This window comes from Thermoleptolyngbya sp. C42_A2020_037 (genome assembly GCF_015272455.1).
In the GTDB taxonomy this organism is placed as follows: domain Bacteria; phylum Cyanobacteriota; class Cyanobacteriia; order Elainellales; family Elainellaceae; genus Thermoleptolyngbya.
On sequence record NZ_JACYLP010000011.1, the window covers coordinates 1 to 24,863 of the forward strand.

Sequence of the window (24,863 nt, forward strand, 5' to 3'; positions counted from 1 at the left end):
GTTCTTCGTTTTTCGTTCTTCGTTTTTCGTTCTTCGTTTTTCGTTCTTCGTTTTTTGGTTTCGTTCCATCATCTCATCATCCCTTCCCCCCCTAACTCCGCATCTCCTCGAATCCTTTGAACGCCCGCAGCCGTTCATGAACCGTGTGATACAGCGTTGGGTCGTCGCCCTTGAAGCCCACCAGACTGTAGAGCATCACCTTCTCGTCCTTGCGCCCTTTGAGTTCCTGTGCGCCAATGGGGACGACTTCCACTCGATCTTGCACCAGGGCGTAGAGCGAATCGGTGATCAGGATGTCAGTCCAAAAGTTGCGGGTGAGGGCTTCGACGCGGCTGGCAATGTTCACCGCATCGCCAATCAGGGCAAATTCGCGGCGGCGGATGGAGCCGATGTCTCCGGCGATCGCCTCACCAAAGTTAATCCCGATGCCGTTGAACAGGATCGGTTTTCCTGCCCGCTGCCACTCGGCTTGCAGAGCGGAGAGCGATCGCCGCATCGCCAGCGCCGCCCGAATCGCGTTCAGCGCATCGGTTTCTGCACCGTGGGAAATGGGCGAACCAAACTCCGCCATGATTGCGTCGCCGATGAACTTGTCAATCGTGCCGCCTGCTGCCAGGATTGCCTCCACCATTGCATTCAGGTATTCGTTAAGCTGCTCAAGCAGTGCTTCTGGCTCTAGCTCCAGCGAGAGCGTGGTGAAGCTGCGAATGTCGCAAAACATCACCGCCGCCTGCACCCGCCGCCCTTTCAGGAGGGATTGAAAATCGCTGGAATGGTGTGTCAAAATTTCCTGCACGATGGGCGCGGCGACGTAGCGCTCCAGGGTGGTTCGCAGGCGACGACGCTCAAGCTGGGTATGGATCGTGCCTGTGGTGAGGCAGGTGGCACCGCTGAGGAAGAGGCCCAGGCAGGGCACGGCTACGGGCCAAATCTGCTGACCTGCGGTGAAGCTGAGGTAGCCGATCGTGCCCCAGAGGGCGATCGCCCCCACTGCCAGACTCATTTGCATCACGGGCTGCCGAATCAGCGCCATGAGCGCCAGCCCGCCGCCCCCCACCAACGCCAGCACAAACCAACCCCGCCCCTGCGCCGTCGGCAAGGCGTTCTGGATCACGCGGTCTTGCATCAGCGTGGCGATCGCATTGGCGTGAATTTCCACCCCTGGCATCGTTTCCGAAAAGGGCGTGGGGATGAAATCGTTGCCGACATCGTTGGAGAGCGGCCCAATCAGCACGATTGCATCTCGAAACGTGCCCTGGCGCTGGTGAACAGCCCAGTTTGTGGGGTCGAGGACATGCCAGAAGGGAACCCGCCGAAACGTCGTGGGTGGGCCGTAGTAGAAAATGTCGCCCGTGGTCACTGCCGGAATTTCAAGCTGCGCTGCCCGCAGCGTCGCCACCGCGAAGGAATCCAGCCCCTCGCCCATGCCCTGGGGTTGCAGCACTTCGGCAATCAGATTGTCAGACAACTGGTACACTCGCTTGTCGGCATCGCGCAAAAAGTTAATCAGCCCAATTTGCGACATCGCCGCGCCAAAGTCGGGATTGGGCATGACGATCTGGCTCTGCTCGCCGCCGTCGGGCGTGCCAAACACCTCATAGTTTGCCGCCAGTACGGCTCTGCCCGGATGCCGCCGCAGCGCCGCCGCAAGCTGGCGATCATCCTCAACCCCATAGAGGCTGGGGTCGGTCAGCACCAGATCGACCGCCACCGCCCGCGCTCCATTGTCTAGCAGCCGATTGATGACCTGGGCGTAGGCTGCCCGCTGCCAGGGCCAAATTTCAATCGGAGCCAGTTCGGGATAGCGGTCGGGGTCTGCCTGCACGTCTGCTCCCCGCGCCAGCGATTCCTGGTCAATCGCCAAGATTACGATATTGGCGGGTGGCTCTACCTGGCCCCGCAGCCGAAAGAACAACACCTGCGCCTGTCGCTCCATCCACTGCACCGTGCCCAGGTCAATGCCCGTGGCGATCGCCCCCGTCATAGCCCACAGGCTGATTAGCCCGTACCCCAAAATCTGCCAGGGCGATCGCTCTAGGGGCGTTCGGTCTGCCGGAGTCGTTTCGGAACGCAACGCGGGCAAGGGGCGAACGCGGCGCAGTGGTTTGAAAAACATGGTGAATCACCCTTAACCGTAGAATGAGAGCGACCTTATGACGTGCGATCGCCATTTGCCAAACGAAGGACACCCAGCATGATCAAAGCCATCATTTTTGACCTGGATAACTGCCTCAGTGCGGCTGATGAACCCGGAACCGCACTCCTTGAGCCTGTATTTGACGCCATTCGGCAAGCCAATCGGGAAACCTTGCCCGACGACGTTCTGGAAGCCGCGTTGACCGACTGCTGGTATCATGCGCTCGACTTTGTGGCCAAGAAACACGGCTTCTCAGACGAGATGCTGGCGGCGGGGCAGGCCGTGATTTCGCAAACTCGCGTCAGTACGCCGATGCGGGGCTACGGCGATCTGCACGTCTTAGCAGAACTGCGGGGCGACCCGCTGCCGATGCTGTTTCTGGTAACGTCGGGCTTTCACCAGCTTCAGGACAGTAAGATTAAGGCGCTGAGCATGGAGCAGCCTTTCGAGCAGTGGTTTACCGGAATCTACGTCGATGCGGTTGATGACCCCAACCGCACTAGCAAGCAGGACATCTTTCAAGCCATCCTAAACGCCCATCAGTTCAGCCCTGCTGAGGCGCTGGTGGTAGGAGACAATCCCGACTCGGAACTGGCAGCGGGCGATTGCCTGGGCATCTCCACGGTGCAAATCCTTCGTCCCGGTGTAGCCCCCACCAATCTGGCTACCCATCACATCCATACCCTGCACGAACTCAAGGCACTCGTTTCAACCCAAACCTAGAAGAACGGTATCCGCACTCCTGGCACAGGCAGCCGCGGCACTCCCGGCAGCGACAGCCCCGGATAGATCCGCTGGAGCGTGCTTTGAATTGCAGCGTACCCCGGCAGCGATTGCAAATAGCCGTTGAACAGGCTGCCCGACAGAATGGCGTTAATTTCCTCCAGCGTGAGGTCTTCGACAGGGCCGAGCGGAGAGCCGCGCCGTGTGGCGACCTTTTGCCCTGCCGACAGCACGACCCTATTCTCTGGATCGGCTGACTCTATGGCCGGAGCGGGCGACGGACTGGGCGAGGGGCTGGGGCTGGGCCGGGTGGAAGGAATCCCAACGCCAGGAACGCGGGGAATCGAGAACTGCTTGGCTCGTAGACGAGGAGGCAATCGCCGTTCTATCCAAAGGCTGGGTTCAATAGCGCCAATGTCATTCTTCGTCACCACGACCTCACCTTCCAGCACCTTGATTTCTTCGCGCCCGTCGTCGTCTACCTCCAGAATGTAGGTCGTACCGCGCACCCCAGCCGTTACAGACGACGTGCAGCCGTTCACAGCGCCATTCACCAGCAGCACACCGCGCTGAAGCTGAGCGCATTGCCCGACCGTCAGCACCGAGTTACTCGACAACCGCGCCACGGCTCCCGTGTTGAAATTCACCTGGGCGCGGGCGCGACCTGTCCGCACCTGCTGCCCCCGGTTGGCCACATCGTTGACTCGCGCCTGCCGGTTTTGAATGAATACCTGATTGCCGTCTAGCACCTCTGTAATTGTGCCGCGCGTGACGCTGGTCTGTGCCTCCGACACCTGCGCCACTGCCCCCATCACCAACACCACCCAAAACCCAATTACCAATCCCGACACAAAGCGCTGCCGCAGTCCCAAAATTCGCCTCAAAGCTTGCCCTAGTAAACCGATCGACGATTTTCGATAAGGCATGATTGCACCTGCACATCTACAGAACTCCACTGAATCCATTCAGGCATTTGCGCGGAGATTCCGTGAAAAACTTCCGTGAAATTTGGGAGATGTTTCGGTAAAAATTTTGGATGTTTTTTACACCGCTGTAGCCATTTTGCGATCGGTGGCTCAGGTTTCAATGGCAAAGTCGGTTGGGTCGATATCCCAGTTGACCCAGCGGGCGGCTTCGCGGGCGGTTTGCAGGGTTGGCGGCACTCGAATGACATGAATCTGGCCGGTGCTGGGGCAGGTCATCTGGAGCAACAAAAATGGCTCTAGGTCTGGGTGGGTCGGGATGGCGCAAAGCACGTACTCGCGCCAGCGATCGACGCTGTTGGTCTGAAGGGTGCGGGCAATGCGCTCATAGCCAATGCCTCGAATCAAGATCTGGCGTAGGGTTGCGTTGGTTTCCCGGAGGAGCCAGCGGGGCTGCCAGTTGGCAATGGGGGTCTTTCCATAATTGGGCGGCAGGAAGACCCCGTGGTGTGCGTAGAGGCGGGCACCATCGGCAAAGGCGAGGGCAGGCTGTCCGTCTGCGTGGAAGCGTCCCTGGCGATCGCACTTGAGGCAGATGGGGCGATCGCCCACCCAGCAGGTTCGTCCCCCTGCGATGACATAGCCTGTGGATTCCATCAGTTGGCGCAGTGCCCTCCAGCGCACTGGGTCAGGCTGATAGCCCAGTTCCGCCTCGCAAAAATCCAGCATCGTGAAATAGGGAGCCAGCAGGCTAATTTCTAGAGAGAATCGTGCTAGCAACTGAGCGTTACGCCATGAGCCGCTGGATAGCACAAATTGCCATTGAGCCTCCGCCCACAGGCGTTGATCAGCTCGTCGAGCCTGCGCCTGCCAGTCCTCAAACTCACGACGATTCAAAAAGTCTCTGGCAAAGTGCGAGCTATAAAGTTCATCCTGGGGGCGATCGCTATTGATACAGACCTGCCAGACGGCTCGCAGCACCGACTCCGGAAGCTGCCAGTGGAGCCTCTGAAATTCCCACAGTATCCAGACTTGCCAGAAGTTAATTCCGTGCGGGGGCGATCGCCAGTCCGTGCCAACCCAATCCGCCACTTGCCGCCATTTGGGGTCGGCTTGTGCCCTGGGGCTGCGGAACCCCGACCGATGGACAGGGCGCTCGGTACATTTCAGAAAATGGCGATCGCAGACTGTGGTCACCAGAGCGCTCACAGACGAACACAAAACGCCCAACAAAAACATTGCGGCAATTCCAGCAGGCAGCGTTCCCCATAGGGTAATGCGGGTCAGCAGCCTGAGAGAATCATCCACCGCTTTTCCTTCAAGTTCAGACACCACAGCAGTCAGCAGACACCGGATAAACACCACCGCCCCGCCGCCCCAGATCGTGCTGACGACGATTGCCACCCCTATTGTTGATATCCACTCTTCCCAGTTAGAGCGCATTTTTTGCAATCGCTGGCCCAGCAGGCGATAGGTCAGCGCATCGGTCATTGCGCTGATCACCCCCGGACACACCACCACATTAGGGACTGGCTGCCCAAACGCCGCATAAAACTCCAGCACGCGCTCTGTCACCTGCTGGGCATCGACGGGTTGCGTTGTCTGGGCCAGGTCAATCCACGTTTGGCGGCAAGCTTGCAAGCGCGATCGCTGTTGAGGCGTAAGTGGAGCAAGCAGATTGGTCATACCTAAAGTGATTTCGCTCGGCTAATCTTCCACAGGGCGAAAAACAACCTGCGGCTGCTCGGTTCCCACATACTCGCGCTGAATGCGAACCTGCCAAATCCCCATTGGAACGTCAATCGGCTTGTGTTCTTCGTGAACCAATCGAGCAGATTCCGACCGGACGTAGAGATACAACGTGCTGTTGCGTTCGTATAGCTCGGCATCGCCGTCTGCAATCCGGTGTCGATGTCCAGTTACCTCTCCTTCTGCCAGCGTCAAATGGTTCAGTCTTTGCGCCCGGTCTAACGGGGCGGGTTGCCGCTGTGCCAAATTGCCGGACTCCACAGTGGTCAAAATCACATCACCTTGGCGAATCGGATTCATACGACTTCCTCCAAATCAAAATTCTCGAAACCTGCGGTGCAAGTTTCAAGTACCTATTGAGTGCAGGCGGAAGGGTTATGCCTCTGGCTGAATGCGATGGGTCTGATCCAGCTAAAGCGGAGGCTGTTGGCTTAGCTTCAGGTAGGCCTGTTGCGCCGCAGCCTGCTCCGCTGCTTTTTTGGACTGTCCCTTGCCAATTCCGACGCACTGATCCTGAATCCAGACTTCTGCGATAAAGCGTTCTGGATCGCCATAGTCTTGCCCTACTTCGGTCACGCGATATTCTGGCAGGGCGCGATAGCGACTTTGGGTGATTTCTTGCAGTGCGCCTTTGTGGTTTTGGCGGGTGGGGTCTTGGGCAATGTCAGCGGCGATCGCCCGAAAATGGCTATCTAGCCACGGGCGAATCAGGCTGAGATCCTGGGTGCTGAGGTAAAACGCCGCCACCATTGCCTCTAGCGCGTCTGCCAGACGGGTTTCTCTGCCCACCGGATTGGCATGGGCAGCGGCTCCCATCAATAGATAGCGCTCCAGGTTGTACTGATCAGCGATGGTGGCCAACGTGCGATCGCTCACCATGATGCCCCGAAACGCCGACAGTTCCCCCTCTGGCAATTTGGGATATAGCTCATACAGCAGTTCCGCCGCCGCCAGCTTCACCACCGCATCGCCCACAAACTCTAGGCGCTCATAGTTCTTGCTAGCCGAAGCCGTCGTATGGGTCAGCGCCTGATCCAGCAGCCCCAAGTTCACTGGAGCCATTGCAGACAGCCCCAGCTTTTGCAGCAACCCACGCAGCTTCGTTTCACGAGAAGGATGGACAACAGTCATTTGTTACTCTTCCTTCTTCGTTCTTCCTTCTTCGTTCTTCCTTCTTCCTTCTTCATTCTTCCTTCTTCGTCCCATCCAGCCTCGTCCCCCGCACACAGGCTCCCGACAAATTCGCCCCCTCCAGATTCGCGCCCTCTAGCTCGGCGCAGAGCAGGTTTGCGCCGACCGCGTTGGCTCCGGCCAGGTTCGCGTCTTGCAGGTCGGCAGATTCTAGGTTCGCCTCGGTGAGGACTGCACCTTGCAGGTTCGCCTGCCGCAAGTTGGCGTGTTGCAAATTGGCATTGCTGAGGTTTGCGCCGCGCAGATCGACCCCGCGCAGATCGACCCCGCTCAGGTTCACCCCCATCAGGTTTGCGCCGCTGAGGAATGCGCCCGTGAACACAGCGCGGGTGAGGTTTGCCTGCATCAGGTTTGCGCCGCGCAGGTTGCTGCCGCGCAGGTCAGCTTCGCTGAGGTTGGTCTGCATCAGGTTTGCGCCGAGAAAATTGGCCCGCAGGTCGGCGCGGCTGAGGTCGCAGCCCATCAGGTTTGCGCCATCGAGCCGCGCCCCGCTCAGCTTGGCGACGGTGAGGCTGGCTCCGGTCAGGTTAGCTCCAGCCAAATTCGCCCGCGACAGGTCTGCGCCTGCCAAGTCTTCGTCTTGCAGGTCGGCTCCTGCAAGCTGCTTTAGGGTTCCGGCGTGGATTTCTTTGATGTTCATGGGCGGTTCAGCGCGTTCAAACCGGGACGTTATGCAAAGGGGGACATGATGCAAACCGGGGCACTATGCAAATTGGACACTATGCAAATTGGACACTATGCAAATTGGACACTATGCAAATTGGGCACTATGAAAACCGGGATCCTGTGCAAACCAGGAGGTTAAGGCGCTTCGACAGGGCTGGCAGGCCGCGACAGCCCCAGCACATCCTCCTCCGAGTGGGAATCGAGCAGCCACAGTCCAGAGGCGATTTTGGGTAAGGTTGCAGGCAGGCTGAGTCCTTGCTGGATTCCGGCAATTAGCAGCGACAGCGTTTCCACCAGCTTGGGGTCCCATTGCTGGCCCTGTTCGGCTTTGCACTGGTCGAGGGCGGTGGTCAGGTTTTGCAGGGGGTCGGCGTTGGACTGGGCATTGAGCCGGGTGACGTGGGCTTGAAAGGCGATCGCCAGCCCCAGGATTCTCGACTCCAGGGGAATTTCGTCGCCGCGCAGCCCAGCCGGATAGCCCTGCCCGTCCCAGCGCTCGGTGTGGTGGGTAAGGATGGTGGCGATCGCCTTTAGACGGTTCATCCGCCGCAGCAATTGGGTTCCTGGAATCAGCGGACAGGACAGAGGCACCGTTGCGTCTTCGTCATAGCGGGACGACACGCCCGGACTCAGAACAGTGCTGCCCGAGTCGATCTGCGCGATGCGGTGCAGCAGGCTGGCCAACTGGAGCCGATGCAGTTGCCAAGCGGGAAGATCGAGCAAATTGCCCATTGCCTCGGTGAGCGTGGCCACTTCGGCGGCCGCCATCGGATTGCTGAGGTCAGTCAGGTCAATCAGTTGAGCAATTCGCAGGTAGGCTTGCAGTTCGTTGGAAATCAGGTTGTCGTTGACCGAAAAGCGATCGCGAAAGTCTGCCTGGAGGTCGTTGGCGTGGTGCGTTTGCAGATAGTCCACCACCCGCGTCACGATGTCGCCCAGATTATCTGCCGTGGGAGAGCCGCAGAGCGCGTCGGCTTGCTGCACCTGAGGGGCGATCGCGCTGAGTTGCTGGGTCAACTGCTGCTGAAGTTGGGGATTATAGCGGCCAAGGTGGGCGATCGCCAGTTCTGCCGTTTCTAGCACCAGCGACGGCTCAAAGGTCCAAAGCCCGTAGAATTTGCGCTCTAGGTCGTGGGTCGGCACGCCCGCTTTGAGATAGTCTGCTTCGGCAAGTTCCTGACACAGCACCATCGCTGTATAGTTTGGCGAAATGATAATCAAATGCCACTCCTGCGCCACCGGGTCGGCATCCTCCAGCCTCACCAGCGCCACGTTGTCTCGCCGGCTGGTGGGGTGTTCGGCAAAGCCCGCGTCGTCTGCCGCCAGGATGACGATCTGCGGAGACTTTTCGGCAATCTGCCCATAGCGGTCGGCTTCCTGCAAATACCACTTGCCCCGCTGAAACGCCGTAATCATCAGCGGCGAGTAGTCATGCTCCAAAATCGAGTCTTCTAGCGCGTGGCACAGGGCGACGAGCGTGTTTTTGTAATAAACCCCAAAGTTGAGCGGGCGCTTGCCCTGAGACTGGCTCCCTTGGTGAGCATCCCTCAACTGTTGCAAGATTGATCCGGTTAGCATCCTGGCGATTGGCAGTGGTGCAAGACTTCTTGCTTCGATTCTCGCAGACTTTTCCGGTTCATAGGAAATCTCTATGGGTCGCGTTTAGAACTCTCTGGGTGAAGGCGCTGCCACCAGGGGAGATTGAGAGCCGGAAACTGCTGGGTTGCCTGACGGAGCCAGTCTGCCACGATGGCATCGGGAGGCAAACTGCCGTCGATTCGGATGACGGCCTCTTCAGCGTCCACCGATTCAAAGGCGGCAAGCTGGCTTTTCAGCATTTCCAGCTTCATGTAGTGGTTCAGGCGATTGGATAGCCGCCGCTCTAGCTCCGCTGGGGGCACATCCAGCCAGACCAACTGCACCCCACCCGGCGCGGCGAGTTGGGTACGGTAGGCCCGCTTGAGGGCAGAGCAGGTAATTACGGTTTCGCGGCGGAGGGCGATCGCCCGCTGAATGTCGTCCTGCATATCCAGCAACCACTGGCGGCGATCGCCCTCGTCGAGCGGAATCTGGGCCTGCATTTTGGCGATATTGGCAGGAGAATGGCGGCGATCGCCCTCCAGAAAATCGCACTCTAGCCACTGCGCCAGCCGCCGCCCTACGACGGTCTTGCCGGAACCTGCTACACCCATAATGAGCCAAACAATTGGGGAGGGGGTCATAGGAAAAGGGAAATGGGGAGGGGGGATGGGGTGACAGGGGGGGAAGGGATGATGAGATGATGGAACGAAACCAAAAAACGAAAAACGAAAGACGAAAAACGAAAAACGGAACCTCTTCGTTCTTCGTTCTTCCCTCTTCGTTCTTCCCTCTTCGTTCTTCCCTCTTCGTTCTTCGTTCTTCCCTCTTCCCTCTTCCCTCACTCCCGCGCTCCAAACACACCATCCAAGCCCTAATCCAGCTCTTGCTGAAGCACAGCGGCGATCGCCTCTTTCGCTTTTAGCTGAAACTCTTGCACATTCACCCGATCCAGCAGGCGCACAGCAAACAGCATTCCCAAGATGGGCAGGGCAAACACAAAGCTGTAGGCCAGCACAGGCGACCCAAACAGCACCCGCCCTGCATCCAGCGCCGCACCGCCCAGCACCGCCGCCACTGCCCGCGACATGGCCTGCGCCAGCCCCCACGCGCCGACGAACGTACCCGCCGTTTCTGCCGCAGTTAAGTCCAGCATCAGGCTGATTGCGCCGTTGGTCGTCACGCCGGAGGCCAGTCCAAAAATCAGCATCGCCAGGTTTAGCATTTTAGGATTAGCTGAAAAGCCCGCCAGGATGATCAGCACAAAGCTGGCGGCGACAGCATAGCAGCCCAACTTGGCGGTGCGGTGTTTGCCAAGGCGCGGCACGATCAAGAAACCCGTCGTGGCAATGCCGATCAGCGTGCCCAGTCCCCAAAAGGCGTTGAGCCGCGTCGATTCGGCGATCGACATGCCAAACACCTCGCCGCCGTAGGGTTCCAGCACCGACTCTTGCAAAAACAGGCTAAGGGTCATCATCATCAAAAAGCTGAAGAATAGCCCCGTCTGGCGGCTGGCCGTCAGCACCTTGAGCGATCGCCCCAGGGTAATGCTGTCTTCCCGATCGGCAATCATCGAGCGCGATCGATAGCGCGAAAAGGTCTTTTCAACGCCCCAGGTGGCAATCAACGTCAGCCCAAACACGATCGCTGGGATGATTAGAAAAATCCGGTTGATGGAAGCTCGTACCAGTTCCAAGGGCGCGTCTGAGTCGATCTGGCGCAGCAGCCCGCTAGAGGCGATCGCCCCCACGATAATCCCTACCATCAGCATCGACCAGACAATGCCCACCAGCTTCGGGCGGTTGTCTTCATCCGACACATCCACCAACAGCGCCGTAAAGGGCGTAGAACTGGCGCTAATGGCCAGCCCATACAGCGCAAACACCAGCGCCAGCAGCGCAATCCACGCATAGGTCGCAAAGCCCCAGCCCGCCGCCTGGATGCTGTAGTTTAGCCACCACACTACTTGCACCGCCAAAAACGAAGCCGTTGTAAACAACCCCGCCCCCAGCCAGATATAGCCCGTGCGGTGGCTCTGGCCCAGCGGCTTGGAATCGGACAGTTGCCCAAACCACACCCGCGATGGCGCGACAAACTGGTTCATGGCGATGGTCGCCGCCACGATGGTTGCGGGCAAGGCCAGTTCTTTGATCATGACGCGGTTCAGCACGCCCAGCGTCAGCAGCGACATAATGCCTAAGCCCATCTGAAACAGACCCAGCCGAAACATGGTGGGTAGCCCCAGCTTGACCGTCGGTTGAGCCACTGCTGAGCTTATAAACTCTCCTTTAGCCATGAATGTGTCCTAGCAAGTTCATCAAGTAAAAGAGTCAGGGATGGCGGGGACTGTGATCGATGGTGCGGCGAGTGACGGGGGACGAGAGGACAATGAGCGTTGTCACCTGGCTATTGGTGAATCGGTCGATCAAGGACTCTAGATGAGCCACAGAGGCTACGGCGACCTTAGCAATATAATCGTCGCTGCCCGTGACGCGGTGGCACTCCAGCACTTCGGGCATGGCCTGGAGGCGATCGCTCAGGCGGGCAAACTCGCCCGGAAACGACTCGATTCGCATAAACGCGATGATGCTATAGCCCAGTTTAGACAAATCCAGTTCGACGCGATAGCCCGTAATGATGCCCAATTCTTCCATGCGGCGGATGCGATCGACGACTGCTGGAGCCGACAGCCCCACGCGCCGCCCCAGTTCGCTATAGGACAGTCGTGCGTCTTCCTGGAGCGATCGCAGCAGCGCCCAGCTTGTGTCATCCAGGAGCCTTTCTGTTTCTAAGCTCATAGGGCAAAAACTGCTTTGTTTTTAAATTTATTAAGCGGTTCCACCTTTGGTTCAGGCTGTGCATTCCCAAATCTACCTTCTATTCTAGATATAGAAGGTATTCCACGGATGGATATGCCTGATTTGAGTTCAGTTTGGAGGTTGAACTTATGAAATCGATCAATCTCTTCACGCCGATTGCTCATGGTTTTGAGGTTCTGTTCCGTGGGAAAACTCAGTCCGTGTCATCGCTACGCCCTATGCAGCCGTCCGATGACCTCGCTACTCAACTTACGTTGAGTCTGAAGCAGCTTGAACAGTTCAAAGCAGCCGCGACGACTCAGTTTACTCCCACGGCGGATTCCGCTCAGCGCCAGCGCAATGGATGGCAGGGATTTGTTCGTTGGTTGACCCAAGCGCCAGAACTGCGCGTCTGGCAGACCCGACATGCCAGCGGGCAGGTAGACTGGCACGCCTATGACCCAGAGCGCGATCGCCGCTTTTCAACCGATTCTGAAGACGAAATGCGGCGCTGGATCGAGGCCCGCTACGCAGGATAGAGAGCGCGGGGGCTAACCCCTAATCTCCAAAATGCTGAAACCCCCGATCGAGACTCAGCGTTTCATCGGGGGTTTCGCCCGTTTCGTCTCGCAAAATCACATCGCGGCCGGGAACAATGTCGCCGACGATGGCGGAACCCGGCAACTGAGCCTGGAGCGCCTGGGCGATCGCCCTTGGTAGGCACATCACCAGCTCAAAGTCTTCGCCGCCATACAGCGCCCAGGCGATCGCCTGCGGTTCCCCTACCCAGTCCAGTAGCCCAGCGGGCAGCGGAATCTGGCGACGATGCAAAACTGCTCCTACGCTGCTGGCCCGGCAGATTTGCAGCACCGCGTCGGCGAGTCCGTCGCTGCTGTCCATTGCGGTGAGCGGGGAAGGGGGGAGGTTAGATCGCTCTTTTCCGTGCGTCTCTCGTTTACCTACTTCCACACACGCCCATAACAGCGGAATCACATCCAGCCGGGGCAGAGGACGCTGATGGGCGCGGATCAGGGCAGCGCGATCGCCCTCGGTGAGGCCCTCGCTTTGCTCAGGATGGATCAACAACTTCAGCCCAGCGCGAGAGGCTCCGTGGGGGCCCGTGACCCAAATTACGTCGCCGGGTTGAGCCGTAGAGCGGCGCAGGACGCGGCTGGGGTCTACTTCACCAAAGGCGGCGATCGCCACGGTAAACACGGGCGATCGGCAGAGATCCCCACCCACAATCGGCGTGTTGAATCGGCTCAGGCAGTCGGTCATGCCCTGATAAAGCTGCTCGATCCAGTCCACAGGCAGATCACCGGGCAGCCCCAGCCCTACGGTAATGCCCAGCGGCGCAGCGCCCATCGCCGCCAGATCCGACAGGTTTGCCGCCACAGCCCGCCAGCCCGCATCCGCAGGCGACGTGGTGATTACCCCCGGCGCAGCCAGCCCAACGCTGAAGTGAACGCCATCCACCAGCAGATCTTCGGTGACGACGAGCGATCGCCCCGGCGAAACCGTCAGCAGGGCCGCATCGTCGCCAATCATCCCCGCCGGGCAAAAGGTCTGAATTCGGCTGAGCAGGCCCTGTTCGCCGAGGTGTTTGACTTGCAAGGATTCGGATACCATCAGAAAAGCGGATTGGCAAGAGTGGGAATGCAATTTATCGATCAGGCGGAAGTCGAAGTTGAGGCCGGCAAAGGCGGCGATGGGCTGGTGGCCTTTCACCGGGAGAAATACGTGCCTGCGGGCGGGCCGTCGGGCGGCAACGGCGGGCACGGCGGCTCAGTGATTTTGGAGGCAGCGACGGATTTGCAGACGCTGCTCGACTTTCGCTATGCCCGCAAGTTTAAGGCAGAAGACGGTCAGCGCGGCGGCCCGAAGAATATGACCGGGGCTTCGGGGAGCGATCGCCTGATTCGCGTCCCCTGCGGCACGATGGTTTACGATGCCGAAACCGGCGAACAACTGGGCGATTTGGTGCAGCCTGGTCAGCGGCTTGTCGTCGCCAAGGGTGGCAAGGGCGGGCTGGGCAACAAGCATTTTCTCAATAACTTTAATCGCGCCCCGGAAAAAGCCCTGCCTGGTCTTCCTGGCGAACACCGCATGATTCGCCTGGAGCTAAAGCTGCTGGCGGAGGTCGGCATTATTGGTCTGCCCAATGCGGGCAAGTCTACGCTGATTTCGGCGCTGTCGGCGGCGCGACCCAAAATTGCCGACTATCCCTTTACGACGCTGGTGCCCAACCTAGGGGTTGTCCGCAAGCCCACGGGCGACGGCACGGTGTTTGCCGACATTCCAGGGCTGATCGAGGGGGCACACCTGGGCACTGGCCTGGGGCACGACTTTTTGCGACACATCGAGCGGACGCGCGTGCTGCTGCACCTGATTGACGCGACGCAGGATGACCCGATCGCCGCCTACCAAGTGATTCAGGACGAACTGGAAGCCTACGGCCGCGGACTGCCCGATCGCCCTCAAATTTTGGCGCTGAACAAGGTGGATGCGCTGGGAGGTGAGCGGGAACGGGTGGGGGCGATCGCCAGTGAATTGCAACGCCTTAGCGGACTGCCCGTGTTCCAGATTTCTGCGGTGGCTCAAGTGGGTCTGGAGGCGCTGCTTCAGGAAGTCTGGCGCGTGCTAGATGGCGTAGAGGTAGAGGTCTGACCTGGCTCTCAGCCAACCCATCACGCCTTCTTCCGCACGGCGACTTGGTGGGACTGGTGCAATAGCTCAAGCTGGCTTTTGAAGGTGGCGAGAAAGGCATCGATTGCCTCTTTGGTGCCGTAGCCCTTTAGCCCAAAGTCGTAGTCGTCGAAGATGAGGATGCCGCCGGGTTTGAGAACGAGCCAGCTTAGCAGTCCGTCGGTCATCACGTCGGGCGCGTGGTGAGAGCCATCGACATAGATAAAGTCGAAAGAGTCCAGGGGGAGCGATCGCACGACATCCTTGGATACCCCGACTCGCTTGGTCACTTTTTCGGCAGCCCCAGTGCGGGCAATGTTCGCATCAAACCGGGCTTCGATGCCCTCGGTGTCGTGATCCAGCGACAGATTCTCGGAACTGCCCGCAAAGGTATCGACGCAGGTCAGCCGCGCCGTGGGATGGGTCAGCACATTTTCCAGGAGCCAGCAGGCCGATCGCCCCTCCCAACTGCCAATCTCCAGCGCATTTAGGTTTTCCCGCCCCGCCAATGCCTGAAGTTGTTCTTGCCAGAGCCAGACGTTGCGGCTAAACCAGTCCTGAGTAAACTCGTAGCCCTTGGCTTGAACGTCATCCTGGTATGCAATCCGCTGCAATTCGGCGCGGGCCGGGGCCAGGTCAGGGCAGAGTTCGAGCGCCTGCTGGAAGTAGCCAATGGCGCGATCGCGCTCCCCCATATTCAAGTACGACACGCCGATGTTGTAGAGCAGCCGCGCCTTCTGAAACGCGCCCAGGTCTGGCGCAGCGTCGAGCGCCTGCTGAAAATAGGACAGCGATTGGGCAAAGTCGCCCTGGCGATAGAGCGTGTTGCCTAGGTCTACGTAGGCTTTGATCAGGCGTTCGGTGGGGCTGAGTGGCTGCATAGTGAGCTAGAGCGTTGAATTGAGAGCGTCTTTAAGCGTCTTACTTTAAGCGTCCTACTTTAAGCATCTTAGTTTGAGCGTATAAGGTTGAGGTCGGCATGGCGCGTGAGGCTTTGTAACGGTTTTGTAATTTCGGCATCCGCAAAGCTCTTATTTTACTGGGAAGACTCCTTGCATTTCTCATCATTTCCTTTAGGATGCAGAGATTACCCCTGATTCTGACCTTTCGGCTGCGTGTCCTATGGCTTACTACAGTCAGCCCGACTCGATTCCCCGCCTGTCTGAAGCGCTAAACCATCTCACGGTCGATCAGCTCAAGAGCTTGGCAGGTTTAGTGTCGGAGGACAAGCCACCCCTTCGTAAAACAGAGCTGGTCAATTTCATTCTCCAAGGAATGGAGGGGGGCGCGCTGCGCCGACTCTGGGAGCGCTGTGATTTGCTGCAACGAGCGGCGATCGCCGAAGTGGTTCACGCAGAAGACGATCGGTTTAACAAAACCCGCTTTGCCTGCAAATACGGCAAGTCGCCCAAGTGGGGCACGGGTTCCACCTATTCCTATCACTTCAAGCCGTCGGTGCTGTCTCTGTTTTTCTACGCGGGGACAATGCCGAAGGATTTGAAGGCACGGCTCAAGGCCTTTGTGCCGCCGCCAGAGCCAACGCCCATCCCCTCCGTCGAGACTGTGGGAGACAGCCAGCCCGCCCAGCAGCGGCGCTACGAATCTGGACAACGGCAGCCCAAGATTCACACCCTCCATCTGCCGCAGAAGCTTCAAGATACCGAGCAGATCGCTCGTCGGGACTTGCAGGCGGTACTCAGGCTGGTAGATCTGGGCAAAGTGTCGGTGAGCGACAAGACGTTTTTCCCAACCACTGCAACCCTGAGTGCGATCGCCGAGGTGCTAGAAGCGGGCGATTACTATAGTGACTGGCCCGCCAAAGAATCACCGGGCGGCTGGCGCTATAGCTACGACATCGGCTTCATCAAGCCTTTTGCCTGGGTGATGCTGCTGCAAGCGGCCAAGTTTGTAGAACTCAATGGCAAGCGGCTCAGCCTGACCAAAACGGGGCAAAAGGCCCTCGGCGACCCACCCGAAAAAACCCTGCAAACCCTCTGGAAAGCCTGGTTAAAGAACACCCTGCTGGACGAGTTGCGCCGAGTCGAGAGCATCAAAGGGCAAACGGGCAAAGCCAAGCGCAGTCTGACCGCCGTTGCGGGCCGACGCAGCAAAATTGTCGAAGCCTTGAAAGATTGCCCGGTGGGGCGATGGGTGTCGCTTATGCACTTTTTGCGCTACATCATCGCGGCAGGCTATGAATTTGAGGTGAGCCGCAATCCAGAAAGCCTAACGCTAGAAGACCACGGCCCCATCTATTCCGCCAGTTTTGTGATTTTGGAAGCCCGCTATGTGGCGGCTTTCCTGTTTGAATATGCCGCAACGCTAGGACTAATCGATGTTGCTTACGTTCATCCCGATGATGCCCTGTTTCAGTGGTCTCTTGAGGGAGGGTTGCTCAATCTTGATAAAGTCGCTGAAAATACCGACGACGATGACGGGGAAACGGCGTTGTCCAAAGTCATTCAGATTTTAAGCAACGATAGTCCGTTTGAAGATTTCCACACTAGAAACTGTTTAAGCCGCTACGACGGACTGAGCTATTTTCGGCTGACCCCGTTGGGTGCTTATGTGTTGGGGCTGAGCGATCGCTACGTGCCCGCGGCTCTGCCGCAAAAACAAGTGCTGCGCGTGTTGCCCAATCGAGAAGTGGTGGCCCTGCAACCGCTCAGCCGGGCCGATCGCCTGATGCTGGACAGCCTGTTGCAGCCCGTGTCTGACTCGGTGTGGCAGTTGGAGCAGGCGAAACTGCTGGATGCGATCGCCCAGGGACGCACCGTTGAAGAACTGCAAGCGTTCCTCGAAGCCAATAGCGTGGAGGCGTTGCCCCAGACCGTGCTGCAATTTCTCAGCGATTTGCAAGGCCGCACCACCCGCTTGCAGCCCCTCAGCACTGCCCGCGTGATTCGCTGTGCCGATGCAGCCTTGGCCATGCAAATTGCCAATGATTCTCGCACCAAGGCTTACTGCTTTTTGGCAGACCAGCCCCAGGCGATCGCCGCTGGTCAGGCAACCTACCTGATCGTGCCGCTAGAATCTGAAACCAAATTCAACAACGCCCTCAAAAAGCTTGGCTACAGCCTCCCTGGACTGGGCTAATCCGCTGCCCGCATTCAAAATCTAAAATCCCCAAGCCAAAATCCAAAATCTTGCAATGGTCTACGTTGCCGACAACGCCCTCATTATTCAGAGCGATCGCTCGGTCTTGCTGGAGGTTCACTCGCCTAGGGCAGAGGCGGCGCGAGAGGCGATCGCCCCCTTTGCTGAACTGGTCAAAAGCCCGGAGCATATCCACACTTACCAGATTTCGCCCCTCAGCATTTGGAATGCGCGGGCAGCGGGAATGCACGTGGCAGACATGATCGCCGCCCTACGGGAACACGCCAAATATCCTATGCCCGATGCAGTGGCGCAGGAAATCGAAGCCTTAGGCAGCCGCTATGGGCTGACAGTGATCGAGCGGGAGGGCGATTGCCTGCTGCTGAAGATGGCAGACCAACCCCTGGCAGAACTGCTCAGCCGCAACGAGTCTGTGGCTAAGTTTCTGGGCGATCGCCGCTCGGCGCTGGTGTTTGAGGTGAACGCAGGCGATCGCGGCGTGTTGAAACAGGCCCTACTAGGGGCGGGCTATCCAGCGGAAGATTTGGCGGGCTATGTAGAAGGTGATGCGCTGTCTATTGAGCTGCGCTCGGTCAGCCAGTCTGGGCAGCCGTTTTCCCTGCGAGACTATCAAAAAGAGGCCGCCGAGGTGTTCTACCAGGCGGGCAGTGTGCGCGGTGGCAGTGGGGTCATTGTGCTGCCCTGCGGCGCGGGCAAGACGATGGTGGGCATGGCGGCGATCGCCGCTGTCCAGGAAAATACGCTAGTGCTGACTAGCAGCCTCACCTCGGTGCGCCAATGGCGGCGGGAATTGCTCGACAAAACCACGCTGCCTCCAGAGGCGATCGCCGAATACAGCGGCGAAACCAAGCAAACGGGCCCGATTACCTTGGCTACTTACCAGATCCTCAGCTACCACGACCATAAAACGGGCGACTTCCCCCATTTTCAACTGTTTAGCGCCCGCTCCTGGGGGCTGATCATCTACGACGAAGTGCATCTGCTGCCTGCGCCGATTTTTCGCATCACGGCCGAGCTACAGGCCCGCCGCCGCTTGGGGCTGACTGCGACGCTGATCCGTGAAGATGGCAAGGAGGGCGATGTGTTTGCGCTCATTGGGCCGAAGCGCTATGACGTGCCCTGGCGGGAACTGGAAGGACGGGGCTTCATCGCGGCGGCAGAATGTACCGAAATCCGCGTGCCCCAAGACTTAGACCGCCAGATGGAATACGCCCTGGCAGAAAAACGCCAACAGTTTCGCATCGCCGCCGAAAATCCGCGCAAGGCCGAGGTGGTGATGTCGCTGTTGCAGCAGCAAGCCGAACACCGGATTTTGATCATCGGCGAATATCTGGATCAGCTTAAGCACCTGGCAGAGCTAACGAATCTACCGATTGTGACCGGGAAAACCTCGCAGCGTGATCGCGACCAACTCTACGAACAGTTCCGCGCTGGCAAAGTTGCCGGGCTGATCTTGTCGCGGGTGGGCAACTTTGCGCTGGATCTGCCCGATGCGGACGTGCTGATCCAGGTGTCGGGCAAGTATGGTTCCCGCCAGGAAGAGGCACAGCGGCTAGGGCGAGTGCTGCGGCCCAAGGCAGACGGTCGCAGCGCCCAGTTCTTTACGCTCGTTTCGCTCCGCACCTGCGAAGAAGACTTTGCCCGCCATCGCCAGCTTTTTTTGGCAGAGCAGGGCTATAGCTATCACATTCAGGTGTTGGACTCGTAGCGGGGTGGAAGTTTGGTGAACGCTGGGTCTGCCCGCTGCGATTTCGGTTTGCTGGCTTGAAAGGAAGCGGGCGATCGCGTCACAATAGAATTAGTTAAATTACTTAACACTTTTAATTTCCCTTATTCATCTGCCTTTTGCGCTCCGACATGGTTTTAGATTCGCGTTCTTTGGTTGACCACGCTGGCTCGGTTTTAGAAATTTCGGGTCAGCAGAGCGTTTCCCAACACTCTCTAGTAGACAGTTTTACCCATCGGCTGGATTATGACGTGGCGATCGCCGGCGGGGGCATCGTCGGGCTAACCCTGGCCTGCGCGTTGAAACATTCCGGGCTGCGAGTGGCGGTGATCGAGGCGAAGCCCATCGAGGCGGGCTTTTCTTGGCGGCGGGCCTACGCGCTAACCCTGATGACCGGGCGCATTCTTGCGGGGCTGGGGCTGTGGGACAAAATCCTGCCGCAAATTACCACCTTTCGCCAGATCCGGCTGGCAGACGAAGACTCGCCCGCTGTGGTGACGCTCAAGCCCCAAGACCTCGGCACAGCAGAACTGGGCTATGTGGGCGAACATCACGTCTTGCTGCGATCGCTCTACGAAGCCCTGGACAACGCGCCCAACCTCACCTGGCACTGCCCCACAACGCTGGCGGCGGTGGACTATGAATCCGATCACGTCAATCTGCATCTGGAGCAGGAGGGCGAACGGCGGACATTCACCACGCAACTGCTGGTGGCGGCGGACGGAGCGCGATCGCCCCTGCGGGAATCGGCGGGCATCGGCACCCACGGCTGGCAATACTGGCAGTCCTGCGTGACGGCGGTAATTCGCCCCGAAAAAGACCACGGCAACATCGCCCGCGAACACTTCTGGACGAGCGGCCCCTTTGCCACGCTGCCGCTGCCCGACAACCGCTGCCAGATCGTGCTGACGGCTCCCCACGCCGAAGCCAGGGCGCTGCTGGAAACAGAAGAATCGGCATTTCTGGCAGAGCTAGAACGACGCTATAGCGGGCAGTTGGGGCGGCTGGAACTAGTGGGCGATCGCGCGTTGTTCCCGGTGCGGCTGATGCAGAGCGATCGCTACGTGCAGCCCCGGCTGGCGCTGGTGGGCGATGCAGCCCACTGCTGCCATCCCGTCGGCGGGCAAGGGCTAAACCTGGGCATTCGGGATGCAGCGGCGCTGGCGGAGGTGCTAACCCAGGCACACGCCACAGGCAAAGACTTGGGCACCTTGCCCGTGCTGAAGCGCTACGAGCGCTGGCGCAGGCTAGAGAACCTAACGATTCTGGGCTTTACCGACCTGCTCGATCGCACCTTTTCCAACCGCTGGCGGCTGCTGGTGATGGCGCGACGGCTGGCGCTGCGGCTGATGGGCGGGCTGCGGCCACTGCGGTTTCTGGCGCTGCGGCTGATGACGGGGCTAGGCGGGCGATCGCCCCAACTCGCCCAACAACCTGTAAAACCCCAATCAAAGCCAGAAAACGGATCGCAACTGCATAAGTCTTAAAAGCGTTAGTGAGTCCTGTAGTACCGGGCTTTCAGAGAAAAGACGCTACACTAAACCACACTTGTCGCATTTGTCGGTTCATGTGTTTGCGCTATGGAATCTCTGGTTGAACCCGTCTCGATTGAAGAAAACCTAAAGCAGTTTTTGCTGGTGATCTCAGCAGCGCTGATTATCGCCGTGCTGCCGCAGAGCATTCCCTGGATGCGGAAGCTGCCTTACACCGTGCTGCTGGTGATTGCGGGCATGGGGCTGGCGCTGCTGGATATTCATTTCTTCTCGCCCTCGCCAGAGCTAATTCTGTGGATCTTCCTGCCGCCGCTGCTGTTTGAGGCCGCCTGGAATATCCGCTGGGGCGAACTCCGCCGCAACCTGGTTCCCATCGCGCTCTATGCCACGCTGGGCGTAGTGGTGACGATCCTGGGCATTGCCTTTGCGCTGGCGCAGTGGGCCGATTTTCTCTGGCCAGTGGCGCTGCTGACGGGCGCGTGTCTATCGGCAACCGACCCGGTGGCGGTTAGCACGCTGCTGCGCGAACTGGGCGCACCCTCCCGGCTGAAGGTGCTGGTGGAAGGGGAAAGCATGTTTAACGACGGCACGGCCGTAGTCGCCTTTAGCCTGCTGCTGGGGCTGGCGACGGGCACTGAAACCTTCGATCTACAAAACCTGATTGTGGAATTTGCTTCCGTCGTGGGTATCGGTGTGGGCGTGGGGCTGCTGGTGGGCTTTGGCATTTCGCTAGTCACTAAACAATTCGACCTGCCCCTAGTGGAGCAGTCCTTGACGCTGGTGGGAGCCTATGCCGCCTATCTGATTGGCGAAAATCTGGGCGGATCGGGCGTGATCGGCACCGTCACCGTCGGGCTGATCATGGGGAATTTTGGGTCGCGGGTGGGCATGAACCCCCGCACGCGGGTCGTGGTTAGCGAGTTTTGGGAATTTATCGCCTTTTTCTTTAATTCAATTCTGTTTTTCCTGATTGGTGATCAATTGCTGATCGATTCAGTGTGGTCGGGCTTAACAGGCATTGCCGTGGCGATCGCCGCTGTTTTGGTGACTCGCGTCGTGGCGATCGCCCTGCTCACAGCCCTCAGCAACCGCATCACCACCGTCGATATCGGCTGGAACCTCCAGACCATGCTGTGCTGGAGTGGGCTGCGGGGCGGTGTGGCGCTGGCACTGGCCCTGAGCGTGCCCGAAACCGTACCCCAACGGGATGCCCTAATCGCGGTGGTGTTTGGCACAGTGTTTTTCACCATCCTGGTGCAGGGCATTACGGTCAAGCCGCTGTTGCAGGCGCTCGACCTGATCCAGGCAAACCCAATCCAGCAGCAGTATCTAGAACTCATCTCGCGGGAAACCGCGCTGCAAAAAGTGCTGGACTATATGCAGCAACCGGGTACTAGCGCAGGCATCGATCCAACAGCGTTCCGCGCAGAGCGGGCCACTATCGAGTCAGAGCTATTGAAATTACAGCAGCAGAGTCAGGCATTGTGCCAGCAAGATCCGTCCCTAGCAGAGTTGGGGGTCGAGACGCTGCGAAAGGAACTGCTGGCCGTAGAGTCCAACGCCTACTATGAGCTGGTGCAGCTAGGGCGGCTCAACCAGGAACCCCCGGCCCTACTGGAAGCAATCATCAATGCGGAGGAAAATCCCCACTCCCCAGCGCCAGTCGCTAAACCGGGAAACACTGCCGTTGCTGCCGCCAAAGAGAACTAACCTGAATGCTCAGACTTTGCTGAAGACCGACTAGAAAGACTGACGTTTCGGGCATGACGAACCTGATAGTGATTTTGGATTTTGGGTTTGCGATTTTGGATTGCCAGTCCCGCATCTGCGGGCTTCTCGTGATTTTATCCGTGGCCTACTGTGGAGCATTGACTCTGAGCAACTAACACTTGTTCAAGCCCAGGGCCCGGGCGGCTGCTCCGGTAGATCTTCGGAATGCACCTGCTGGTCATACAGCTTGAACCCGCGTGACTGGTAGTTTTTTAGCGCGTAGGGGCCATCCAGGCTGCATGTATGCACCCACACCCGTTTTGCCCCCATGTTCCACGCTTGCTGCGTGCCCACCGTCAGCAAGTGTCCGCCCAGCCCTTGCCCCATGAACTGCCCTAACAGCCCGAAGTAGGTAATTTCCACGTTCTCGTCGGGCTGCGCCTCCAGTTCTATATAGCCTGCTGGCGTACCCGACACATAGGCCACCCAGGTTTGCACCTGCGGGCGATCGAGATAGCGTAACCACTGCTCATAACTCCAGGACAACCGCTGGAGCCAGTACCAGTCGCCACCCACTGCTGTGTAGAGAAAGCGGCTAAACTCTGGCGACGGAACCTCGGCCTGCCTTACCACGAGATCGGCACGGCTGGATGTGGTGGGGCGCAACCACTCCGGGCTGAGCATTTCCAGATACCAGGTGGTGACGGGGGTGAGCATGGGAGAGGATTGGGTTGTGGATGGGCAGGGGGAAAAGTAAAGCGGGCAGAGCGTACGTCCCGAATCCCTGCCTTCTGTCCCCTGCCCCTTCTTTCAAAGCTGCGATCGCACTGCCGGATAAAGTTGAGCAAAGCGCTGATGGGCGGCTTCCAGGGCAGAGGGGAGGGAGTTGGGAACGGTAATCTGCGGGGAGGGGGCGATTTGCGTTGCGCTCCCGCCAAGAATTGCCTGCTTCTCAGTCCAGGTTTCCCCTACTGGTCTATCTTGCCCGATTCCCAGGCCCGCCAACAGAGCCGCTCCTCGGGCCGAAGCCGATCGGGTTTCGACGCTGCATAGCGGACGCTGAAGCACATCGGCCAAAAGCTGTCGCCACTGGGGATGCAGGCTGCCGCCGCCCGCCAGATACAGGGTATCGGGATTTGCCCCGGTTGCCTGGACTGCCGCAAAGCCCTGAGCAATGGCAAAGGCAACGCCCTCCAGCGCAGCACGGGCCAGGTGGGCGCGGGTGTGGTGCAGCCCCAGCCCAATCCAGGCGCCGGCAGGGGTGGGGTCGAGGTGGGGGGTGCGTTCTCCGGTGAGGTAGGGCAAGCACACCAGCCCGTCGCAGCCCGGTTCCACAGTAAACGCCTGGTCGTAGAGGTCGGTCCAGCTTAGGCCCAGCAGTTGCCGCACCCACTCTAGCGCCAGCCCCGCATTTTGCATGGCGGCGAGGGTATACCACTGATGCGGGAGGGCCGCGTGAAACAGGTGGGTGCAGCCCTGCGGGGCAAGGATGGGGCGATTCCCGCAGGGATCGCTTCGCGAATCGCGCAGGAGGGTGATTTGCGCCCCGGTGCCGAGGGTAAGCTGGCAGGCTCCAGCCGTGGTTAGTCCGCTCCCCAGCAGCGCGGCGGCCGTGTCGGCGGCTCCGGCCACTACGGGCAGATCGGCAGGCAACCCCAGATGCTCAGCGGCGCTGCGGGTCAGGGTTCCGGCGATCGCCCTCGAAGCCACAATTGGCGGCAGCCAGTCGGTTCGCAGGTGCAGTGCCTCCAGCAGGGCGATCGCCCAGGTTCCCGCTACCACATCCGCCATCAGGGTTCCCGAAGCGTCCGAGGGTTCCGTCGCCGCGCGTCCGGTCAGCCGCAGCCGCAGCCAGTCTTTGGGTTGCAGCGCCCAGCGGGCTCTGCGATACACCTCCGGTTCCCGCTGCCGCAGCCAGAGCAGGCTCGGCCCCGCCATGCCCACCGTCAGCGGGTTAGCCAGCGGCCGCAGCGCCTCAGCCCCCAGCGCTTGATAGAGTGCTAGCGCCTGGTGCGATCGCCCATCGGCCCAGAGAATTGCCGGCCGCAGTGGGTTTCCTACCTCATCACAGACCACCACGCCATGCATTTGCCCCGACAGCCCGATGGCCTTTACCTGCGCGGCATAGGACTGAACCGCCTTGCGAACGGCGATCGCCCCTGCGTTCCACCAGTTCTGCGGGTCGCTTTCGGCCCAGCCCGGATAGGGCGCATTGACCGGATACGGATGAGAGGCTTCAGCAATGACGGTTCCATCAGCGCTCATCAGCAGCGCTTTGAGGGAACTGGTGCCCAGGTCGATTCCAAGGAACATTGAGAAACGGAAAAAGGGAAGAGGGAAGAGGGAAAAGGGAACAAATAAACAAGA

The 24,863-nt window shown here is 59.2% G+C and carries 21 protein-coding genes; 7 read left to right on the forward strand and 14 right to left on the reverse strand.

Features of this window, described 5'->3' with window-relative positions; translation table 11 throughout:
* Positions 1-91: 91 nt before the first annotated feature.
* Complete coding sequence (locus IGS16_RS02675; RefSeq protein WP_297083126.1) at positions 92-2,116, reverse strand: CHASE2 domain-containing protein; 2,025 nt, start codon at positions 2,114-2,116, stop codon at positions 92-94.
* A gap of 78 nt (positions 2,117-2,194) precedes the next feature.
* On the opposite strand from IGS16_RS02675, the gene IGS16_RS02680 reads away from it, so the two are divergent.
* Positions 2,195-2,860: an HAD family hydrolase gene (locus tag IGS16_RS02680; RefSeq protein WP_297083129.1), complete on the forward strand. Its 666-nt coding sequence runs from the start codon at positions 2,195-2,197 to the stop codon at positions 2,858-2,860.
* On the opposite strand, the gene IGS16_RS02685 is transcribed toward IGS16_RS02680, so the two are convergent.
* The 9 genes from IGS16_RS02685 to IGS16_RS02725 form a co-directional block, all read right to left on the reverse strand.
* On the reverse strand, positions 2,857-3,786 hold the full coding sequence (locus IGS16_RS02685; RefSeq protein ID WP_297083132.1) for a FecR domain-containing protein: 930 nt from the start codon (positions 3,784-3,786) through the stop codon (positions 2,857-2,859). The genes IGS16_RS02680 and IGS16_RS02685 overlap by 4 nt on opposite strands.
* A 150-nt stretch (positions 3,787-3,936) precedes the next feature.
* The gene (locus IGS16_RS02690; RefSeq protein ID WP_297083134.1) at positions 3,937-5,469 is read right to left on the reverse strand and encodes a DUF6745 domain-containing protein; all 1,533 of its coding nucleotides are present in this window, start codon (positions 5,467-5,469) and stop codon (positions 3,937-3,939) included.
* Between the two features lie 21 nt (positions 5,470-5,490).
* A complete protein-coding gene (locus tag IGS16_RS02695; RefSeq protein WP_297083137.1) occupies positions 5,491-5,832 on the reverse strand; it encodes a hypothetical protein in 342 nt (113 codons plus the stop codon).
* Between the two features lie 111 nt (positions 5,833-5,943).
* Complete coding sequence (gene rnc, locus IGS16_RS02700; protein WP_297083139.1) at positions 5,944-6,663, reverse strand: ribonuclease III; 720 nt, start codon at positions 6,661-6,663, stop codon at positions 5,944-5,946.
* 52 nt (positions 6,664-6,715) lie between these two features.
* Positions 6,716-7,363 (reverse strand): pentapeptide repeat-containing protein, encoded by a 648-nt coding sequence (locus IGS16_RS02705; RefSeq protein ID WP_297083141.1) that lies wholly within the window; start codon positions 7,361-7,363, stop codon positions 6,716-6,718.
* Between the two features lie 161 nt (positions 7,364-7,524).
* Positions 7,525-8,967, reverse strand: a complete 1,443-nt coding sequence (locus IGS16_RS02710; RefSeq protein WP_297083142.1) for a DICT sensory domain-containing protein — start codon at positions 8,965-8,967, stop codon at positions 7,525-7,527.
* A 71-nt stretch (positions 8,968-9,038) separates the two neighbouring features.
* Positions 9,039-9,611, reverse strand: a complete 573-nt coding sequence (locus tag IGS16_RS02715; RefSeq protein ID WP_297083144.1) for a gluconokinase, GntK/IdnK-type — start codon at positions 9,609-9,611, stop codon at positions 9,039-9,041.
* Between the two features lie 230 nt (positions 9,612-9,841).
* Positions 9,842-11,263, reverse strand: coding sequence for a BCD family MFS transporter (locus IGS16_RS02720; protein WP_297083146.1), 1,422 nt, complete (start codon positions 11,261-11,263; stop codon positions 9,842-9,844).
* A 34-nt stretch (positions 11,264-11,297) separates the two neighbouring features.
* On the reverse strand, positions 11,298-11,765 hold the full coding sequence (locus IGS16_RS02725) for an Lrp/AsnC family transcriptional regulator (protein WP_297083148.1): 468 nt from the start codon (positions 11,763-11,765) through the stop codon (positions 11,298-11,300).
* A gap of 149 nt (positions 11,766-11,914) precedes the next feature.
* Here IGS16_RS02725 and IGS16_RS02730 point away from each other — a divergent pair, with 149 nt between their 5' ends.
* Entirely contained in the window at positions 11,915-12,304 is a 390-nt protein-coding gene (locus IGS16_RS02730; RefSeq protein WP_297083150.1) for a hypothetical protein, read from the forward strand.
* Between the two features lie 19 nt (positions 12,305-12,323).
* Here the strand turns inward: IGS16_RS02730 and thiL are convergent, their stop codons facing one another.
* Positions 12,324-13,394 carry a thiamine-phosphate kinase gene (gene thiL / locus IGS16_RS02735; protein WP_297083152.1) on the reverse strand — a complete coding sequence of 357 codons (1,071 nt, stop codon included), beginning with the start codon at positions 13,392-13,394 and terminating at the stop codon, positions 12,324-12,326.
* A 27-nt stretch (positions 13,395-13,421) separates the two neighbouring features.
* On the opposite strand from thiL, the gene obgE reads away from it, so the two are divergent.
* The gene (gene obgE, locus IGS16_RS02740) at positions 13,422-14,432 is read left to right on the forward strand and encodes a GTPase ObgE (protein ID WP_297083154.1); all 1,011 of its coding nucleotides are present in this window, start codon (positions 13,422-13,424) and stop codon (positions 14,430-14,432) included.
* A gap of 20 nt (positions 14,433-14,452) precedes the next feature.
* On the opposite strand, the gene IGS16_RS02745 is transcribed toward obgE, so the two are convergent.
* Entirely contained in the window at positions 14,453-15,331 is an 879-nt protein-coding gene (locus IGS16_RS02745) for a class I SAM-dependent methyltransferase (protein ID WP_297083155.1), read from the reverse strand.
* A gap of 241 nt (positions 15,332-15,572) precedes the next feature.
* Here IGS16_RS02745 and IGS16_RS02750 point away from each other — a divergent pair, with 241 nt between their 5' ends.
* The 4 genes from IGS16_RS02750 to IGS16_RS02765 all read left to right on the forward strand — a co-directional run bounded on the left by IGS16_RS02750 (position 15,573) and on the right by IGS16_RS02765 (position 22,496).
* Complete coding sequence (locus tag IGS16_RS02750) at positions 15,573-17,546, forward strand: helicase-associated domain-containing protein (RefSeq protein ID WP_297083157.1); 1,974 nt, start codon at positions 15,573-15,575, stop codon at positions 17,544-17,546.
* A 55-nt stretch (positions 17,547-17,601) separates the two neighbouring features.
* Entirely contained in the window at positions 17,602-19,275 is a 1,674-nt protein-coding gene (locus IGS16_RS02755) for a DNA repair helicase XPB (RefSeq protein ID WP_297083159.1), read from the forward strand.
* 200 nt (positions 19,276-19,475) lie between these two features.
* Positions 19,476-20,780 (forward strand): FAD-dependent hydroxylase, encoded by a 1,305-nt coding sequence (locus IGS16_RS02760; protein WP_367185716.1) that lies wholly within the window; start codon positions 19,476-19,478, stop codon positions 20,778-20,780.
* A gap of 93 nt (positions 20,781-20,873) precedes the next feature.
* Positions 20,874-22,496 carry a sodium:proton antiporter gene (locus IGS16_RS02765; RefSeq protein ID WP_297083163.1) on the forward strand — a complete coding sequence of 541 codons (1,623 nt, stop codon included), beginning with the start codon at positions 20,874-20,876 and terminating at the stop codon, positions 22,494-22,496.
* 183 nt (positions 22,497-22,679) lie between these two features.
* Here IGS16_RS02765 and IGS16_RS02770 read toward each other — a convergent pair whose 3' ends face one another.
* Both IGS16_RS02770 and xylB read right to left on the reverse strand, forming a co-directional pair.
* Positions 22,680-23,213 carry a GNAT family N-acetyltransferase gene (locus IGS16_RS02770; protein ID WP_297083165.1) on the reverse strand — a complete coding sequence of 178 codons (534 nt, stop codon included), beginning with the start codon at positions 23,211-23,213 and terminating at the stop codon, positions 22,680-22,682.
* Positions 23,214-23,306: 93 nt separating this feature from the next.
* Complete coding sequence (gene xylB / locus IGS16_RS02775) at positions 23,307-24,809, reverse strand: xylulokinase (protein ID WP_297083167.1); 1,503 nt, start codon at positions 24,807-24,809, stop codon at positions 23,307-23,309.
* Positions 24,810-24,863: the final 54 nt, after the last annotated feature.

Excerpts from the sequence above, each read along its gene's own strand:
- IGS16_RS02675 (WP_297083126.1), bottom strand. The coding sequence starts at position 2,116 with ATGTTTTTCAAACCACTGCGCCGCGTTCGCCCCTTGCCCGCGTTGCGT.
- IGS16_RS02680 (WP_297083129.1), top strand. The coding sequence starts at position 2,195 with ATGATCAAAGCCATCATTTTTGACCTGGATAACTGCCTCAGTGCGGCT.
- IGS16_RS02685 (WP_297083132.1), bottom strand. The coding sequence starts at position 3,786 with ATGCCTTATCGAAAATCGTCGATCGGTTTACTAGGGCAAGCTTTGAGG.
- IGS16_RS02690 (WP_297083134.1), bottom strand. The coding sequence starts at position 5,469 with ATGACCAATCTGCTTGCTCCACTTACGCCTCAACAGCGATCGCGCTTG.
- IGS16_RS02695 (WP_297083137.1), bottom strand. The coding sequence starts at position 5,832 with ATGAATCCGATTCGCCAAGGTGATGTGATTTTGACCACTGTGGAGTCC.
- rnc (WP_297083139.1), bottom strand. The coding sequence starts at position 6,663 with ATGACTGTTGTCCATCCTTCTCGTGAAACGAAGCTGCGTGGGTTGCTG.
- IGS16_RS02705 (WP_297083141.1), bottom strand. The coding sequence starts at position 7,363 with ATGAACATCAAAGAAATCCACGCCGGAACCCTAAAGCAGCTTGCAGGA.
- IGS16_RS02710 (WP_297083142.1), bottom strand. The coding sequence starts at position 8,967 with ATGCTAACCGGATCAATCTTGCAACAGTTGAGGGATGCTCACCAAGGG.
- IGS16_RS02715 (WP_297083144.1), bottom strand. The coding sequence starts at position 9,611 with ATGACCCCCTCCCCAATTGTTTGGCTCATTATGGGTGTAGCAGGTTCC.
- IGS16_RS02720 (WP_297083146.1), bottom strand. The coding sequence starts at position 11,263 with ATGGCTAAAGGAGAGTTTATAAGCTCAGCAGTGGCTCAACCGACGGTC.
- IGS16_RS02725 (WP_297083148.1), bottom strand. The coding sequence starts at position 11,765 with ATGAGCTTAGAAACAGAAAGGCTCCTGGATGACACAAGCTGGGCGCTG.
- IGS16_RS02730 (WP_297083150.1), top strand. The coding sequence starts at position 11,915 with ATGAAATCGATCAATCTCTTCACGCCGATTGCTCATGGTTTTGAGGTT.
- thiL (WP_297083152.1), bottom strand. The coding sequence starts at position 13,394 with ATGGTATCCGAATCCTTGCAAGTCAAACACCTCGGCGAACAGGGCCTG.
- obgE (WP_297083154.1), top strand. The coding sequence starts at position 13,422 with ATGCAATTTATCGATCAGGCGGAAGTCGAAGTTGAGGCCGGCAAAGGC.
- IGS16_RS02745 (WP_297083155.1), bottom strand. The coding sequence starts at position 15,331 with ATGCAGCCACTCAGCCCCACCGAACGCCTGATCAAAGCCTACGTAGAC.
- IGS16_RS02750 (WP_297083157.1), top strand. The coding sequence starts at position 15,573 with ATGGCTTACTACAGTCAGCCCGACTCGATTCCCCGCCTGTCTGAAGCG.
- IGS16_RS02755 (WP_297083159.1), top strand. The coding sequence starts at position 17,602 with ATGGTCTACGTTGCCGACAACGCCCTCATTATTCAGAGCGATCGCTCG.
- IGS16_RS02765 (WP_297083163.1), top strand. The coding sequence starts at position 20,874 with ATGGAATCTCTGGTTGAACCCGTCTCGATTGAAGAAAACCTAAAGCAG.
- IGS16_RS02770 (WP_297083165.1), bottom strand. The coding sequence starts at position 23,213 with ATGCTCACCCCCGTCACCACCTGGTATCTGGAAATGCTCAGCCCGGAG.
- xylB (WP_297083167.1), bottom strand. The coding sequence starts at position 24,809 with ATGTTCCTTGGAATCGACCTGGGCACCAGTTCCCTCAAAGCGCTGCTG.